Origin of the sequence: Streptomyces sp. NPDC018031, assembly GCF_044327625.1 — a bacterium.
In the GTDB taxonomy this organism is placed as follows: domain Bacteria; phylum Actinomycetota; class Actinomycetes; order Streptomycetales; family Streptomycetaceae; genus Streptomyces.
In genome coordinates this window covers 270,554-284,016 of record NZ_JBIRFT010000003.1, presented here as the reverse complement: position 1 = coordinate 284,016, position 13,463 = coordinate 270,554, and the positions used below count along the sequence as shown (strand labels likewise).

Sequence of the window (13,463 nt, the reverse complement as noted above, 5' to 3'; positions counted from 1 at the left end):
GGCGGCACCGGGGGCCCGGGTCAGGCGTCCGGCTCGGCGCGGCTCCGCGGCCGGGCGCGTACGTGCATGCGCTCGCCCTGGCGGCCGAACAGGCTGAGGACCTCCACCGGGCCGTCGCCGGTGGAGCCGAACCAGTGCGGCAGCCGGGTGTCGAACTCGGCCGCCTCGCCGGCCGCCAGCACCAGGTCGTGGTCGGCCAGCACCAGACGCAGGCGCCCGGAGAGGACGTAGAGCCACTCGTAGCCCTCGTGGGTGCACGGCTCGGGCGTGCTCCGGGTCGCGGGCAGCACCATCTTGAAGGTCTGCAGCGGACCGGGTTGCCGGGTCAGCGGCAGCACGGTGTTGCCGTTCACGGTCCGCGGGGTGACCCGGACCCGGGGGTCGCCGACCTCCGGCGCCCCGACCAGTTCGTCCAGCGGCACCTGGTGCGCCTGGGAGATGGGCAGCAGCAGCTCCAGGCTGGGCCGGCGCTGCCCGGACTCCAGGCGCGAGAGGGTGCTCTTGGAGATGCCGGTGGCCGCGGAGAGCGCCGACAGGGTGACGCCGCGCTCGGTGCGCAGCCGCTTCAGCCGGGGCCCGACCTCGGTCAGGGCGCGGGCTATGGCAGGGGAGGGTTCCACACCGTCCATTGCACCCGGACGTCCCCGGAACGGCAATCGGATTTGCCGTTTCCGCTCGCCGGCGGCCCTGCCCCGCGGGCCGGAGCGGCCGTCGCGCGGCGCGGGGACCCGCGCACCGGGCGGCGACGGGCGTCCCCGGCGGCCGGCGCGGCGCAGTGCCCGTCAGCCGTGACCGGTCGGCCCGCCCTCCGGCTGCTGCCCGCCCCGGGCCGCCCCGGGGCGGGTGCCACCGGGGTGACGGGGACGGCGTGGCACCCGCCGCAGGGCGAGGAGTCCGCCGATGCCGGGGATGACGGCGCACCACCGGGCGGCCACCGGGGCGGCGGTGGTGGCCTGCCAGGTGGTCGCGATGACGACGAGGTAGGCCAGGCCGTGCAGCGGGCCGCCGAGCGTGCTGACCGGCCGGGCGTGGACGGTGCCCAGGTTGACCAGCAGGACCGCGAGGGTGACGGCCTCGGCGTGGGCCGCGATCCGCAGCGTGCGCACCGGGTTCACGCTCCCGTGGTGGAGCCGGGGCGGACGATCATCAGCACGACGACCACCGCCCAGAGGATGTTGAACACGCCGGTGAGCGAGGCCAGTCGGGCCGCCGCGCGGCGGTGGCCCGAGTCGTCGGCGGGGTCCGGGCCGGCGGCCAGGAGGCGCTGCTGGGCGGGCAGCACGGCGGCGACGAGGACGGCCGCGGCGATCCCGGTCAGCACCATCGAGGTGATCAGCCAGGCGTCGGTGAGCACCCCGAGCTGGGCACCGGTGGCGAGACCGAACACCGGGACGGCGATGCCCACCACGGCGTAACCGCGGCAGATCCGGTGCAGCAGGGCGGCCGTCCCGGCGGACCGGCCGCCCGGATCGTCGCCGCCGAGCGATTGCCGGGCGTAGCGCGGGAACAGCGAGGCGGCCACGGTGATCGGGCCGACCACCAGTATCGCCGCGAGCACATGCGCGGACAGCAGCACCTTGGTCACACTTCGCCCCTTCGGGTCGGGAGAGCGCACGGAGGGCCGACGCCGGCCTCCGGGCCGGTGCGTCGACCGCCAATATGTTGGCTGCCAATAGATAGCACGCCAATGCTTTCGATGTGTAGGCTGCCTACTCATGAGAGCGGACGCGGTACGAGGACATCTGGACGGGCTGCTGCTGGCCGTGCTCGAACCCGGGCCACTGCACGGCTACGCGATCATCGCGGCGGTCCAGCAGCGCAGCGGCGGAGCGCTGGACCTGCGGACCGGCACCATCTACCCGGCCCTGAACCGACTGGAGCGGACCGGGCTGCTCCGCAGCAGCTGGGAGTCGGTCGGCGAGCGCCGCCGCCGGTGCTACCGCCTCACCGACGCCGGGCGCGGCGCCCTGGCGGACGAGCGGAGCGCGTGGCGGGAGTTCACCGCCGTGATCGGCTCCGTCCTCAACCCCGCCGCGCCGCCGCGGCCCGCCACATGAGCACCGCCGGTCGGGCCGCCGACCCCGTCGAGGACTACACCGCGACCCTGCGGGCCCGGCTGCACGGCCCGGCCCGCGCCAAGGCCCGGATGATCGAGGAGATACGGGACGGCCTGCTCGACACCGTGGCGGCGCACACCGGCGAGGGCACGCCCTACCACCGCGCCGCCCGGTACGCGGTCCGGGAGTTCGGCACCCCGGAGGAGCTGATCCCGGGCTGCCAGCGCGAGCTGACCATCGCCCAGGCCCGGCACACCGCCCGCGCCGTCGCCCTCACCGCGCCGTTCCTGATCGGCTGCTGGTACCTGGTCATCGGCTTCGACCCACCGCGTCAGCTGCCGCCCGCGGCGCAGCTGCTGGCCCTGCTGCTGGCCGCGGTCGCCGCCGGGTCCGCACTGTTCGCCGCCGCCACGCTGGCCGCCACCGGCGCCCTCGCCCGCCGGCTGCGGACACCGCGCCGGCTGCCCCTCGCGGTCGCCTGGGCCGGCACCGCGGCCGGCGTGGCCATGGGGATCGCCGCGCTCGCCCTCGCCGCGGCCTCGGTGCCGGCCGCCGACGGTCCGTCCATCGTGTGCGCCGGGCTGCTCACCGCCGTGTCGCACGGGGTCGTGGCGGCCTCGGCCCGGGCCTGCCGCCGCTGCGCCCGCCCCCAGCCGCTGACACCGGAGCCGGACACCGCCGGAGTGTGACCGCCCCCGCGGACCGCGGTACCACCGGAGGGCCGCGGCGTCCCGGCGGGGCGGACGCGGCCGGGCCCGCACCCGGCCGACTGGCTGACGCACCGTCATGAGTGGTGAGGCGCAGGACGGGATGGCGGCCCCACCCGGCGGTAGCGACGGCAGCGGCCCCCGTCCGGATCGGACGGGGGCCGCTGAAGTGGTCGCCCGGACGCGCCGGGCGGGCGGGGTCAGCCGCGCTGGATGCCGCTGGTGTCCTGCAGGACGCCACGACGGCCGTCCTGGGTCTGGGCGACGAGCGCCTGACCGCGCTGCTCCACCGCGAGGTACCAGGTACCCGGGGCCAGTTCGGCGATGGTGGTGGAGGAGCCGTCCTCGGCGTACAGCGGACGGGCCACCGGAACCGCGAACCAGAACGGTGCGAAGTCGGCGGAGCCGCCGGCCGCCGCGGGAGCGGGCTGCGGGGCACCGGCACCGGCCGCCGGGGCGGGCTGTCCGCCGGGCTGACCGAAGGGCTGCTGCTGGCCGTACGGGGACGGAGCGGCGGCCTGCGAACCCGGGCCCGGGTAGCCGTAGCCGGCCTGCGGGGCCGCCGCGCCACCACCGTACGGGGCGGCGGCCGGGGCCGCACCGCCGGCGAGCGGCGCCTTCAGCGCGGGGAGGGTGGTGCCGAGCACACCGCCGGCCGCGAGGGCGAGGCCGAAGATGATGGTCAGGTAGCCACCGGCGCCCATGTCGATGGAGTCGTTCGGGTCACCGCCGAGGCCGCCGCCCAGGTCAGGGAAGAGGTTGGAGAACGCGGACCACAGGGCCGCCCAGCCGACGAAGACCGAGACGGCCAGGCCCCACTGGGCGAGGGTGAGGGTGAGCACCTTGCGCTCCGCCGGCAGCGCGCGGGCGGCGACGAACAGGCCGGCCGCGATCAGGGCGGCGAGGTGCACCGTCGGCAGCATCGGAAGAGTCGCCGAGCTCCAGGCGTTGACGTCACACTCGTCGCCGGAGCAGCCATCTGCGCTGAAGAAGGGCAGGAACGAGGCGATCAACAGCAACACCGCTGCTCCGATCACCACGCCGTCGCCTCGAGTGAGAGAGCGGATGTTCAACGTATGGTCCTTTGTGGGTCTCGTCGTTTTTTCAGGTCGCTGTCGCCGGACGCGTGGGGCGAAGGCGCGGGGGTGGTCCCCCATCGTACGGGTGAATCTAGCGGCGGGACCGTCGGGTCGTCCTCTCGGTATCTCCCCGTTACGCTGCCGTTTCGCACACGGGTGAACACGGTGACGAAAGCGGCGGAGGGCGCGTCGGACTAGCCTTGCAAGAAGTCCGTAATGCCCGCCGCGATCCCGCGCGCCGCCCGTTCCCGCCACTTCTCATCGGTCAGCAGTGTCGCGTCCTTCGGGTCGCGCATGTTGCCACATTCGATGAACACCTTGGGCACCGTCGACAGATTGAGTCCGCCGAGATCGTCCCGGACGGTCAACCCGCGCCCCCCACCGAGGTAGTTGGCGGGGTCCGCGCCGGTCTCCTCGCCGAACCGGGCGATCAGCCGGTCGGCGAGTGTACGGGACGGCCCGGTGATGGCCGAGGTGTCGGCCTTTCCACCGCGCACCCGGGCGGGCGCGATGACATGGAATCCGCGGTTCCCGGCCGCCGAACCGTCGGCGTGCACCGAGACCACCGCGTCGGCGTGCGCCCGGTTCCCGATCCGGGCCCGTTCGTCCACACACGGCCCGTAGGGCCGGTCGCCGTCCTGCGTCAACGTCACCTCGGCGCCCCGGGCTTCGAGCAGTTCCCGGACCCGGCGCGACACATCGAGGGTGTACGCGGCCTCGGTGTAGCCGGAGTTGGTGGTGGCCCCGGCGGTGTCGCACTCCTTCTTGTGGGTGCCGACGTCGACCAGCCGCGCGATCTTCGCCGAGTGTTCACCGTTGTGAGGATTGTGTCCAGGATCGATCACCACGACCTTGCCCTCGAGGGGCCGCTCGCCGGAACCGCCGGATCCGCGGTCGTCGGAGCCGGCGGCGCCCGACGGCCCGGAGCCCGGGGCGGTGGTCCGCCCGTGCGGGGCGGCCGGCCCGGCGTGGTCGTCGCCCGCTGAACCGTCATGGGCCACCGCGGACCACACCAGCCAGCCCGCCGCGCAGACGAGCAGCAGGACGGCCAGGATGACGAGCGCGGTGCGCGGGCGGCGGGAGGTGGGGGGGAAACTGCCGTTCGACACCCGGGCGATGGTAGTCGCACCCGCCGGGGCGGCGGACGGCTCCCCGGCCGGCCGCCGCCGGGCACCCGGTCGGACCGCCTATCACCGCCGGGCCGCGGGCGCCGGCGGCGCGGGCGTGGTCGCGCAGCAGGCGCCGCACCACCCGGAGGGCCGGGCCGCCCCGCGGTGCGCGGCACCGCGGGGCCCGCCGCCGGTGCGACCGCGCGAGGCGGCGCCCGGTCAGCCGCGCGGCTCGGCGACCCGCCGCAGCACCCGCAGCGACCGGGTCGCGGAGACCTCCGTGAACAGGCCGGACTCCAGGGCCCGGAGGTAGATGCGGTACGGGGCCTGGCCACCGTCCGCCGGGTCGGGGAACACGTCGTGGATGACCAGCAGCCCGCCCGGCGCGACCTTCGGCGCCCAGCCCTCGTAGTCGCCGCTCGCGTGCTCGTCGGTGTGCCCGCCGTCGATGAACACCAGACCCACCGGAGTGCCCCACACCGCCGCCACCTGCGGTGACCTGCCGACCACCGCGATCACGTGCTCCTCGAGGCCGGCGGCGTGCAGGGTGCGGCGGAAGGTCGGCAGGGTGTCCATCAGGCCCACCTCGGGATCGACCACGGACGGGTCGTGGTACTCCCAGCCGGGCTGCTGCTCCTCCGAGCCCCGGTGGTGGTCCACGGTGATCGCCACGGTGCCGGCCGCGCGCGCCGCGTCGGCGAGCAGCAGGGTGGAGCGCCCGCAGTAGGTGCCCACCTCCAGCAGCGGCAGGCCGAGCGCGGCGGCCGCTTCGGCCGCCGCGTGCAGGGCCAGACCCTCGTCGACGGGCATGAAACCCTTCGCCGCCTCGAATGCGGCGAGCGTCCCGGGCTTGGGGGCCATATGCGTCCTCCTGGGCTTGTGTTCCGCCGCTCATGCTGCCGTACGGCACCCGCGGGCCCGACGGGCCCCCGGCTGCGAGGCCCGTCGTAGAGTGACTCCGCAGCCCGCCCATGCACGGCCGTCACCAGGGGGAACCGCGATGTCCGACCGTCCCGCCCAGCCCGGTACCGACGGTGCCGGGGCCGGTCCCGCGCCGTTCCCCGCCACCGGGCGCCGGGTGCTGGTCAGCGGCGCCTCGCGCGGAGTGGGCCGGGCCATCGCCCGGGCGTTCGCCGCGAACGGCGACCGGGTGGCCGTCCACTACGGCAGCCGCCGGGACGAGGCCGAGGCCACGCTCGCCGCCCTGGACGGTACCGGCCATGTGCTGCTCGGCGCGGACCTGACGGACGCGGCGCGGACCGCGCGGCTGGCCGAAGCCGCGGCGGAGGCGCTCGGCGGGATCGACGTACTGGTCAACAACGCCGCGGCGGCCGCGCCGGCCCACCCGCCGGCGGACACCCCGTACGAGGAGTGGACCGCCGTCTGGCAGCGCCAGGTGTCGGTCAACCTGCTCGCCACCGCGAACCTCAGCCGGCTCGCCGCCCGCCACATGATCGACCAGGGCACCGGCGGCCGGATCGTCAACGTCGGGTCGCGCGGGGCCTTCCGCGGTGAACCGGACCACCCGGCGTACGGGGCGACCAAGGCCGCGGTGCACGCGCTGGGGCAGTCGCTGGCCGTGGCGCTCGCCCCGCACGGCATCGCCGTCACCTCGGTGGCGCCGGGCTTCATCGACACCGACCGGGTCGCCCACCGGCTGGACGGGGCGGAGGGCGAGGCCATCAGGGGGCAGAGCCCGTTCGGCCGGGTGGCCGACCCCGACGAGGTCGCCGCCGCGGTGCTGTGGCTGGCCTCGCCGCGGGCGCAGTGGAGCTCCGGCGCCGTCCTCGACCTCAACGGCGCCTCCTACCTGCGGACCTGAGCCGGCCCCGGCGTGCGGCCGGCACCCGCGACGCGGTGTGCCGCCCCGGTCGGCGACGGGTGGCAAGGGCCGCGCCCCGCACCTCGTCACGGGGTGTGCCGCGCCGGTCGGCGATGGGCCGGCGGGACCGCGTCCGCGCCCCGCGGCGGGGTGGCCGCATCCTTGCTGACGGCGCGTCAGCGGCCTTTCCCGGCGCCGTGCGATCCGTTATACATGGGTGCCTTCGGCCGGAACGCGCTCCGGAAGCGGCCGTGGCGCGGGCCGGCCGGCCGATCACGACCCCGGCCCGGCCGACGGCGCGGACGGGCGGGCCGGTCCCCGCCACCCGTCCGCACGGCCCGAGCCGAGGAGCGCCCACCCGATGCCCATCGACGCCGCGAAGGCGATCGCCGCCGAACCCGGCAGCACCGAGATCACCTGGGACCACAAGGACGTCCAGCTCTACCACCTCGGCATCGGCGCGGGCGTCCCCGCCACCGACCCCGGTGAGCTGCGCTACACCCTGGAGAGCCGGCTCCATGTGCTGCCCAGCTTCGCGACCGTGGCGGGGGGCGGCATGGCCCTGGCCGCCGGCCTGTCCGCGCCGGGCGTCGACGTCGACCTCGCCGCCGTCCTGCACGGCGCACAGACCGTGGAGCTGCACCGGCCCATCCCGGTCCACGGCAAGGCGACCCAGACCTCCCGGGTCGCCGCCGTCCACGACAAGGGCGCGGGCAAGGCGGCGGTCATCGTGCTGCGCAGCACCACCGCGGACGCCGACGGCCCGCTGTGGACCTGCGACACCCGGATCTTCGTCAAGGGCGAAGGGGGCTTCGGCGGCGAGCGGGGTGCCACCGAACGGCTGCCGCCGCCGGGCCGGGAGCCGGACCGTACCGAACTGCGCGCCGTCCGGGAGGACCAGGCGCTGCTCTACCGCCTCTCCGGGGACTGGAACCCGCTGCACGCCGACCCCGGGTTCGCCGCGCTGGCCGGCTACGACCGGCCGATCCTGCACGGCCTGTGCAGCTACGGCATGGTGCTCAAGGCGGTGGTGGACACCCTCCTGGACGGCGAGGTGGCCCGGGTCCGGTCCTACACCGCCCGCTTCGCCGGGGTGGTCTTCCCCGGCGAGACCCTGCGGATCCGCATGTGGCGGGAGAGCGGGCGGGTGCGGGCGGCGGTGACCGCGGTGGAGCGGGAGGACGCCCCGGTGCTCTCCGACACCCTGGTCGAGCACGACTGAGCACCGTTTCCGGACCGATCCCGCCGGCACCGCGGCGGGCGCGGCGGAAGCCGCCCGGAGACGTCACATTCCGGACAGGTTCGCCGGCCGAGAGGAGCCGCACCGTGCGCGCAGCCGTACTGCACCGGACCGGGCAGCAGACACTCGACGTACGTGACGACATCGAACCGGTGGGGTTCGGGCCGGGCAGGGTGAGACTGCGGATCCGGGCCACCGGCCTGTGCCACTCCGACGTCTCCGCGATGACCGGCGTGCTGCCGCAGCCCGCGCCGTTCGTCCCCGGGCACGAGGGCGCCGGGGAGGTGCTGGAGGTCGGGGACGGGGTGACCGCTGTCGCCGCGGGGGACCGGGTGCTGCTGTGCTGGCTGCCCGCCTGCGGCGGTTGCGCGGCGTGCCGGCGCGGCCAGGGCCGGCTCTGCCCGGCCGGCTTCCGCAACGTCGGCACCCCGAACTTCCGGCGGTCCGGCGGCGAACCGCGGGAGATCTTCGGGTTCGCCGGGAGCGGCACCTTCACCGAGGAGGTGGTGGTGGACGCCGGCTGTGCGGTGCCCATCCCGGACGACCTGCCCTTCGACATCGCCGCGCTGATCGGCTGCGGCGTCACCACCGGACTCGGCGCGGTGCTCAACACCTGCCGGGTGGAGGCCGGTTCGTCGGTGGCGGTGCTCGGCTGCGGGGGCGTCGGGGTCAGCGTCGTCCAGGGGGCCCGCGCCGTCGGGGCGGCGCAGATCCTCGCCGTGGACCCGGTGGAGTCGCGGCGGGCGGCGGCCCTGCGGCTGGGAGCCACCGAGGCGGTCGCCCCCGAGGTGCTCGGGGACGCCCGGAGGCGGATCACCGCCGGGGAGGGGTTCGACTACGTCTTCGAGGTCGTCGGCAGGTCCGGTACCGCCCGTGCCGCCTACGACGCCGCCCGGCGCGGCGGGACCGTGTGCCTGGTCGGGGCCGGCGCGGCCGACGACCAGCTGCGGTTCGGCATGCTGGAGCTGCTCTTCGACGAGAAGCGCATCCTGCCGTCGGTGTACGGCGGCGGGGACGTCCTGCGCACCTATGAACGGGCCATCGCCCTGTGGCGCGCGGGACGGGTGGACCTGGCGGGGCTGATCACCCACCGGGTGCCGCTCGACGGGATCAACGACGCCATCGGGCAGCTGCGGACGGGCGCGGGGCTGCGTACCTGCATCGAGCTCTGACCCCGGGCGCCGCCCGGGGTCACCGGGCCGGGACCTTGTGGACGGTGGTGTCGTCGGGGTCCAGCCGCCGTCCGTCCGCGGCCCGCACCTCCAGCGCCCGGAGGGGCTGCCCCCGGTGGCGGTCGACCAGCTGCGAGTGCGGCTCGCCGGGGGCGAAGAAGTGCTCTTCGCCCCACTGCCGCAGGGCCACGACGACGGGGAAGAGCGCCTTGCCCTTCGGGGTCAGTACGTACTCCCGGTAGGCGCTGCCGTCCGAGGCGGGGACGGATTCCAGGACGCCGCCGGCGACCAGGGTGCGCAGCCGTGCGGTGAGGATGTTCTTGGCCACGCCGAGGCTGCGCTGGAACTCCCCGAAGCGCCGGCTCCCGTCGAAGGCGTCCCGCACGATCAGTAGCGACCACCAGTCGCCGATCGCGTCCACCGACCGGGCGACGGGACATTCGCTGTCGTCGAAGCGCGTCCTGCTCACCATGGCGTCCCTCACTCTCACGATGGTTGCAACATGCTACCAAGAACGGCTACCGTCGCCGTCGCTGTTGGTGGCAAGTTGAAACCAGATGGTGTGGAGGAGAGCCGATGACCGGCAACGAGGTGGCCCCGACCCGACGGACCGGGGCCCGGAACCGGGAGGATCCCGCGCCCGCCCTCTCCCGCGGCATGATCACCCTGTTCGCCGTCGCCTGCGGAGTGGCGGTGGCCAACGTCTACTTCTCCCAGCCGCTCCTGGTGACCATGGGCCACGACCTCGCCATGAGCCCGGCACTCGTCGGCAGCGTGGTCACCCTCACCCACGTCGGCTACGGGCTGGGACTCTTCTTCCTCGTGCCGCTGGGCGACGTGGCCGACCGCAGACGGCTCGTCGTGGCCCAGTCGCTGCTCCTGGTGGTGGCGCTGGCGGTGGTGGCCACCGCCGGCACGGCGGCGATCCTGCTCGCGGGCATGGCCGCGACGGGGCTTCTCGCGGTGGTCACGCAGACACTGGTGGCCTTCGCGGCCTCACTGGCCCCGCCCGCCGCGCGCGGCCGGGTCGTCGGCGCGGTCACCAGCGGCGTGGTCATCGGCATCCTGCTCGCCCGCACCGCGTCCGGCCTGCTGGCCGATCTCGCGGGCTGGCGCTCGGTCTACCTCGCCTCCGCGACGCTCACCGCACTGCTCGCCCTGGTCCTGCACCGGGTGCTGCCGCGCCACCCGGGCACTCCACCGGCCACCCTGGGCTACGGACGGCTGCTGCGCTCCACGGTCACCCTGTTCGCACGGGAACGGCTGCTGCGGCTCCGGGCGCTGTTCGGGCTGCTGGTCTTCGCCGCCTTCAGCACCCTGTGGAGCAGTGTCGCGCTGCCGCTCAGCGAGGCCCCGTACTTCCTGTCGCACAGCGCGATCGGGGCGCTGGGGCTGATCGGCGTCGCCGGAGCCCTGGCCGCGACCGTGGCGGGCCGCCTGAACGACCGCGGACTCTCCCGGCGGACCACCGGCCTCGCCCTGGCGCTGCTCACCGCCTCATGGCTGCCGCTGGCCTTCCTCCGCAGCTCGCCGGCGGCCCTGGTGGCCGGGGTGATCCTGCTCGACCTCGCCGTGCAGGCGGTCCACGTCACCAACCAGACCCTGATCCACGCGCTGCACCCGGACGCGGGCAGCCGGCTGATCGGCGGCTACATGGTCTTCTACTCGATCGGCAGCGCCACCGGCGCCGTCGCCGCGACCTCCCTCTACGCGGCGGCCGGCTGGGGCGCGGTCTGCGCGCTGGGGGCCGCGTTCAGCTGCCTCGGGCTCGCGCTGTGGGCGTTCACCCGGCACGGCACCGAGGATCCGGCCGCCGCGGCGGCCTCGCGGGGCGAGGCCGGGGAGCCCGCGCCGGACGGCAGGTGACGGGCCCCGCCGCGGGGCGGCGGAGGGCGCGCCCCGCGGCGGGGGCGCGCCACTCCTCAGACCCGGGAGGCCTGGGTCGGAGCGGGCCGCCGGTGCCTGCCGTGGCCCGGCGCCTGGGCGTCCTCGGCCGCGGCCTGGACGCCGCGGTGTTTCCCCGCTCCCGGCGGGAACTGGGCGGCCGCCGTCTGCTGCGGCCGCGCTCCGGTGTTGTCGGTCTGGGCTTCGGACATGTGGGAAGTCACCCCGTCGAATCGGTCCGTGCTGAGCGCGGGGGGCCGCCACGACTCACCCCTACGCGCCATCGACACGTCGATGCCCCGCCGTCCAGCGGAGCCGGTTCTGGTCGGAACCGGTCCGTGTCGGTGTGTACGGAACACATGGCCGCGTAAACCCCCCGCGGGATTCTATCCATCCAGCGGATCTTCGAACCAGTCGGCGCGCCGCTTCTCCCGCGCCAGCGGAGCCTGTTGGAGGGGCACCGGCCGGGTCGCGGCCGGCGGCCCCGCCCGGCCGCCGGCACGGGGGTCGACGGGCGCCGGGAACCCGGCCGGCCGGCCCGGAGCCGAGCCGTCAGCGGCCTCCGGCAGGTCCGCGCCGGCGGGAGCACCGGCGCCTGCCGGCCCGCCGGTACCGGCATCCGCCGGGGCGCCGGCGCAGGCACCCGGGCCGGCCTCGCCGGCCCGCTCCGCACCGTCCGCCGGCGCGTCCGGGCGGGGCCCGGGGGCTGTGCCGCCGGCCGCGGGCGCCCGGTCCGCGGACCCCCGTCCGGGCTCCGCCCCGGCGCCGCCGGCACACACCCGGCGCAGGCCGCACGGGGTGGTCGCGGTCGCGTACGGCAGCCACAGCTCGCCGCCGGAGGTCCAGAACCCCGCGTCGGTCAGCCACCCCTCGGGCGCGGTGAGCCGTCGCACCCGCCGCTCGGAGGGCCGCCACAGCCCGATGCCCGCCCGTCCCGCCGGGGCCGCGGGCCCGACGGCCGCCTCGCCGCCGCCCGGCGCACCGGGTTCCGCGGCCGGTCCACCGGTGATCCGGAAGGCCACCGCGCAGCTCTCCGGCGCCAGCGGCTGACCCGGCTGCGCCGCGAACGGGGTCAGGCCCGCGTCGCCCGCCCCGCGCAGGCACTCCGGGAAGCGCACCGGCAGTGTGCTGCCCAGCACCCCCCAGCCCAGGCGGTCCTCGCCGGGCGCGTCGGAGCGCAGCAGCAGCAGCCCGCTGTCCGGGTCGGCCAGCAGCAGCCGGTCCTCACTCTCCTCGGTGAGCTGGAGCAGCGGGCTCGGACCGCCGCCGTGCCGCAGATCCAGTACGACGGTCTTGGTCCGCCCGTCGAGCTCCCGGTCCAGCGCCAGCAGCCATCCGGCGCGGTCCAGCCAGATGCCGCCGGTGCAGCGTCCCGGCACCTCGGTGAGCCGCCGGGGCGCGCCGTCGCCGTACACCAGCCACAGCTGGGTCACCGTCCCGTCCGGGGCGGGGGACAGCGCCAGGGCCGCGGTGCCGCCGGGCGCGGGCGGCAGCAGCGACAGCTCCGCGCGGTCCACCGGCCCCAGCGGCCGCTCCCCGGTGCCCGCTCCGGCCGGGTACAGCAGCGACACCCGGTGGTGCCCGGCCACCCGCCGGCAGATCAGCACCTGCCCGTCCGCGAGCGGCAGCACCTCGGTACCCGGTTCCTCGGGCTGCGTGCCGTGCAGCGGCACCGCGTAGGGCTCGGGTCCGTGCAGGGTCCAGCGCTCCGGGTAGTGGCCGCCGGTCGCGGCGCAGCGCGCCAGCCGTGCGGCGTACGAGCCGTCCGCGGCCAGGACCAGCCCGGGGAGCGCGGGGCGCGGGGGCCGTGAGAAGTGCGTGGGGCGCGGGGAGCGCGCGGCGTCGTGGTCGGAATCCGTGGCGGACTCGATGGCACAGGCCGTCATGGTGTTACGTCACCTCCGGCAGGAGAACGTAGTTTTCGCACTTCCTGCCGAACGACGTGAGTCGGGCGCGTTCACGCATAAGGGTGGCGATCGCCCGATTCGGTGGAGCGGGCGCTCGCCGGTGTGCTGGCGGCCATGCGGTCCGCCCGCCGGCCCGGGCCCCGGCGGGCGGGACGAGCACGGCGTGCGGCCGGCCCGCTCGCCTGGCCGGCCCGCTCGCCTGGTCGGCGGGGGCGCCTGGCCCGTCGGGTCGGTCGGCCTGGTCGCGGGGTCGGGCTGGTCGGTCCGGTCGCCTGATCGGCTCGGTGGGTCCGGTCGGTCCGGTCGATCGGGTGGCCCTGGTCGGCTCGGTGGGTTTGGTCGGCCTCGGTCGGCTGGTCGGCTCGGGGTCTGGTCGGTCGGGTGGCCTGGTCGGCTCGGTGGGTCCGGTCGGTCCGGTCGATCGGGTGGCCCTGGTCGGCTCGGTGGGTTTGGTCGGCCTCGGTCGGCTGGTCGGCTCGGGGTCTG

15 protein-coding genes are annotated in these 13,463 nt (G+C 76.0%); 6 read left to right on the top strand and 9 right to left on the bottom strand.

The features are described from left to right. Positions 1–20: 20 nt before the first annotated feature. The 3 genes from ACH4B3_RS11525 to ACH4B3_RS11515 form a co-directional block, all read right to left on the bottom strand. Positions 21–629 carry a helix-turn-helix domain-containing protein gene (locus ACH4B3_RS11525; RefSeq protein ID WP_398462581.1) on the bottom strand — a complete coding sequence of 203 codons (609 nt, stop codon included), beginning with the start codon at positions 627–629 and terminating at the stop codon, positions 21–23. A gap of 153 nt (positions 630–782) precedes the next feature. Then, the gene (locus tag ACH4B3_RS11520; protein WP_398462580.1) at positions 783–1,115 is read right to left on the bottom strand and encodes a hypothetical protein; all 333 of its coding nucleotides are present in this window, start codon (positions 1,113–1,115) and stop codon (positions 783–785) included. After that, positions 1,112–1,585 carry a hypothetical protein gene (locus tag ACH4B3_RS11515; protein ID WP_398462579.1) on the bottom strand — a complete coding sequence of 158 codons (474 nt, stop codon included), beginning with the start codon at positions 1,583–1,585 and terminating at the stop codon, positions 1,112–1,114. The genes ACH4B3_RS11520 and ACH4B3_RS11515 overlap by 4 nt, the downstream gene beginning before the upstream one ends. A 130-nt stretch (positions 1,586–1,715) precedes the next feature. Between ACH4B3_RS11515 and ACH4B3_RS11510 the strand changes: the two genes are divergently transcribed. Then, positions 1,716–2,057, top strand: coding sequence for a PadR family transcriptional regulator (locus ACH4B3_RS11510; protein ID WP_398462578.1), 342 nt, complete (start codon positions 1,716–1,718; stop codon positions 2,055–2,057). Then, on the top strand, positions 2,054–2,746 hold the full coding sequence (locus ACH4B3_RS11505; protein ID WP_398462577.1) for a permease prefix domain 1-containing protein: 693 nt from the start codon (positions 2,054–2,056) through the stop codon (positions 2,744–2,746). The genes ACH4B3_RS11510 and ACH4B3_RS11505 overlap by 4 nt, the downstream gene beginning before the upstream one ends. Positions 2,747–2,964: 218 nt before the next feature. Here ACH4B3_RS11505 and ACH4B3_RS11500 read toward each other — a convergent pair whose 3' ends face one another. From ACH4B3_RS11500 to ACH4B3_RS11490, 3 genes are all read right to left on the bottom strand, one after another. Beyond that, a complete protein-coding gene (locus tag ACH4B3_RS11500; protein ID WP_398462576.1) occupies positions 2,965–3,837 on the bottom strand; it encodes a hypothetical protein in 873 nt (290 codons plus the stop codon). Positions 3,838–4,037: 200 nt separating this feature from the next. After that, positions 4,038–4,952 (bottom strand): N-acetylmuramoyl-L-alanine amidase, encoded by a 915-nt coding sequence (locus ACH4B3_RS11495; protein ID WP_398462575.1) that lies wholly within the window; start codon positions 4,950–4,952, stop codon positions 4,038–4,040. A gap of 219 nt (positions 4,953–5,171) precedes the next feature. Beyond that, on the bottom strand, positions 5,172–5,813 hold the full coding sequence (locus ACH4B3_RS11490) for a class I SAM-dependent methyltransferase (protein ID WP_398462574.1): 642 nt from the start codon (positions 5,811–5,813) through the stop codon (positions 5,172–5,174). Between the two features lie 139 nt (positions 5,814–5,952). Here ACH4B3_RS11490 and ACH4B3_RS11485 point away from each other — a divergent pair, with 139 nt between their 5' ends. The 3 genes from ACH4B3_RS11485 to ACH4B3_RS11475 all read left to right on the top strand — a co-directional run bounded on the left by ACH4B3_RS11485 (position 5,953) and on the right by ACH4B3_RS11475 (position 9,186). After that, entirely contained in the window at positions 5,953–6,774 is an 822-nt protein-coding gene (locus ACH4B3_RS11485) for an SDR family NAD(P)-dependent oxidoreductase (RefSeq protein WP_398462573.1), read from the top strand. A gap of 361 nt (positions 6,775–7,135) precedes the next feature. Beyond that, the gene (locus ACH4B3_RS11480; protein ID WP_398462572.1) at positions 7,136–7,996 is read left to right on the top strand and encodes a MaoC/PaaZ C-terminal domain-containing protein; all 861 of its coding nucleotides are present in this window, start codon (positions 7,136–7,138) and stop codon (positions 7,994–7,996) included. A 104-nt stretch (positions 7,997–8,100) separates the two neighbouring features. After that, positions 8,101–9,186 carry an alcohol dehydrogenase catalytic domain-containing protein gene (locus ACH4B3_RS11475; RefSeq protein WP_398462571.1) on the top strand — a complete coding sequence of 362 codons (1,086 nt, stop codon included), beginning with the start codon at positions 8,101–8,103 and terminating at the stop codon, positions 9,184–9,186. 19 nt (positions 9,187–9,205) lie between these two features. Here the strand turns inward: ACH4B3_RS11475 and ACH4B3_RS11470 are convergent, their stop codons facing one another. Then, the gene (locus ACH4B3_RS11470; RefSeq protein WP_398462570.1) at positions 9,206–9,658 is read right to left on the bottom strand and encodes a winged helix-turn-helix transcriptional regulator; all 453 of its coding nucleotides are present in this window, start codon (positions 9,656–9,658) and stop codon (positions 9,206–9,208) included. A 104-nt stretch (positions 9,659–9,762) separates the two neighbouring features. On the opposite strand from ACH4B3_RS11470, the gene ACH4B3_RS11465 reads away from it, so the two are divergent. Beyond that, complete coding sequence (locus ACH4B3_RS11465; protein ID WP_398462569.1) at positions 9,763–11,052, top strand: MFS transporter; 1,290 nt, start codon at positions 9,763–9,765, stop codon at positions 11,050–11,052. A gap of 56 nt (positions 11,053–11,108) precedes the next feature. Here ACH4B3_RS11465 and ACH4B3_RS11460 read toward each other — a convergent pair whose 3' ends face one another. Both ACH4B3_RS11460 and ACH4B3_RS11455 read right to left on the bottom strand, forming a co-directional pair. Next, positions 11,109–11,282 (bottom strand): hypothetical protein, encoded by a 174-nt coding sequence (locus ACH4B3_RS11460; RefSeq protein WP_398462568.1) that lies wholly within the window; start codon positions 11,280–11,282, stop codon positions 11,109–11,111. 174 nt (positions 11,283–11,456) lie between these two features. After that, entirely contained in the window at positions 11,457–12,956 is a 1,500-nt protein-coding gene (locus ACH4B3_RS11455) for a hypothetical protein (RefSeq protein WP_398462567.1), read from the bottom strand. Positions 12,957–13,463 lie beyond the last annotated feature (507 nt).

What these genes read in the sequence shown, in the direction of transcription:
- ACH4B3_RS11525 (WP_398462581.1), bottom strand. Translation starts at nt 629, where the DNA reads ATGGACGGTGTGGAACCCTCCCCTGCCATAGCCCGCGCCCTGACCGAG.
- ACH4B3_RS11510 (WP_398462578.1), top strand. Translation starts at nt 1,716, where the DNA reads ATGAGAGCGGACGCGGTACGAGGACATCTGGACGGGCTGCTGCTGGCC.
- ACH4B3_RS11505 (WP_398462577.1), top strand. Translation starts at nt 2,054, where the DNA reads ATGAGCACCGCCGGTCGGGCCGCCGACCCCGTCGAGGACTACACCGCG.
- ACH4B3_RS11490 (WP_398462574.1), bottom strand. Translation starts at nt 5,813, where the DNA reads ATGGCCCCCAAGCCCGGGACGCTCGCCGCATTCGAGGCGGCGAAGGGT.
- ACH4B3_RS11485 (WP_398462573.1), top strand. Translation starts at nt 5,953, where the DNA reads ATGTCCGACCGTCCCGCCCAGCCCGGTACCGACGGTGCCGGGGCCGGT.
- ACH4B3_RS11480 (WP_398462572.1), top strand. Translation starts at nt 7,136, where the DNA reads ATGCCCATCGACGCCGCGAAGGCGATCGCCGCCGAACCCGGCAGCACC.
- ACH4B3_RS11470 (WP_398462570.1), bottom strand. Translation starts at nt 9,658, where the DNA reads ATGGTGAGCAGGACGCGCTTCGACGACAGCGAATGTCCCGTCGCCCGG.
- ACH4B3_RS11465 (WP_398462569.1), top strand. Translation starts at nt 9,763, where the DNA reads ATGACCGGCAACGAGGTGGCCCCGACCCGACGGACCGGGGCCCGGAAC.
- ACH4B3_RS11460 (WP_398462568.1), bottom strand. Translation starts at nt 11,282, where the DNA reads ATGTCCGAAGCCCAGACCGACAACACCGGAGCGCGGCCGCAGCAGACG.
- ACH4B3_RS11455 (WP_398462567.1), bottom strand. Translation starts at nt 12,956, where the DNA reads ATGACGGCCTGTGCCATCGAGTCCGCCACGGATTCCGACCACGACGCC.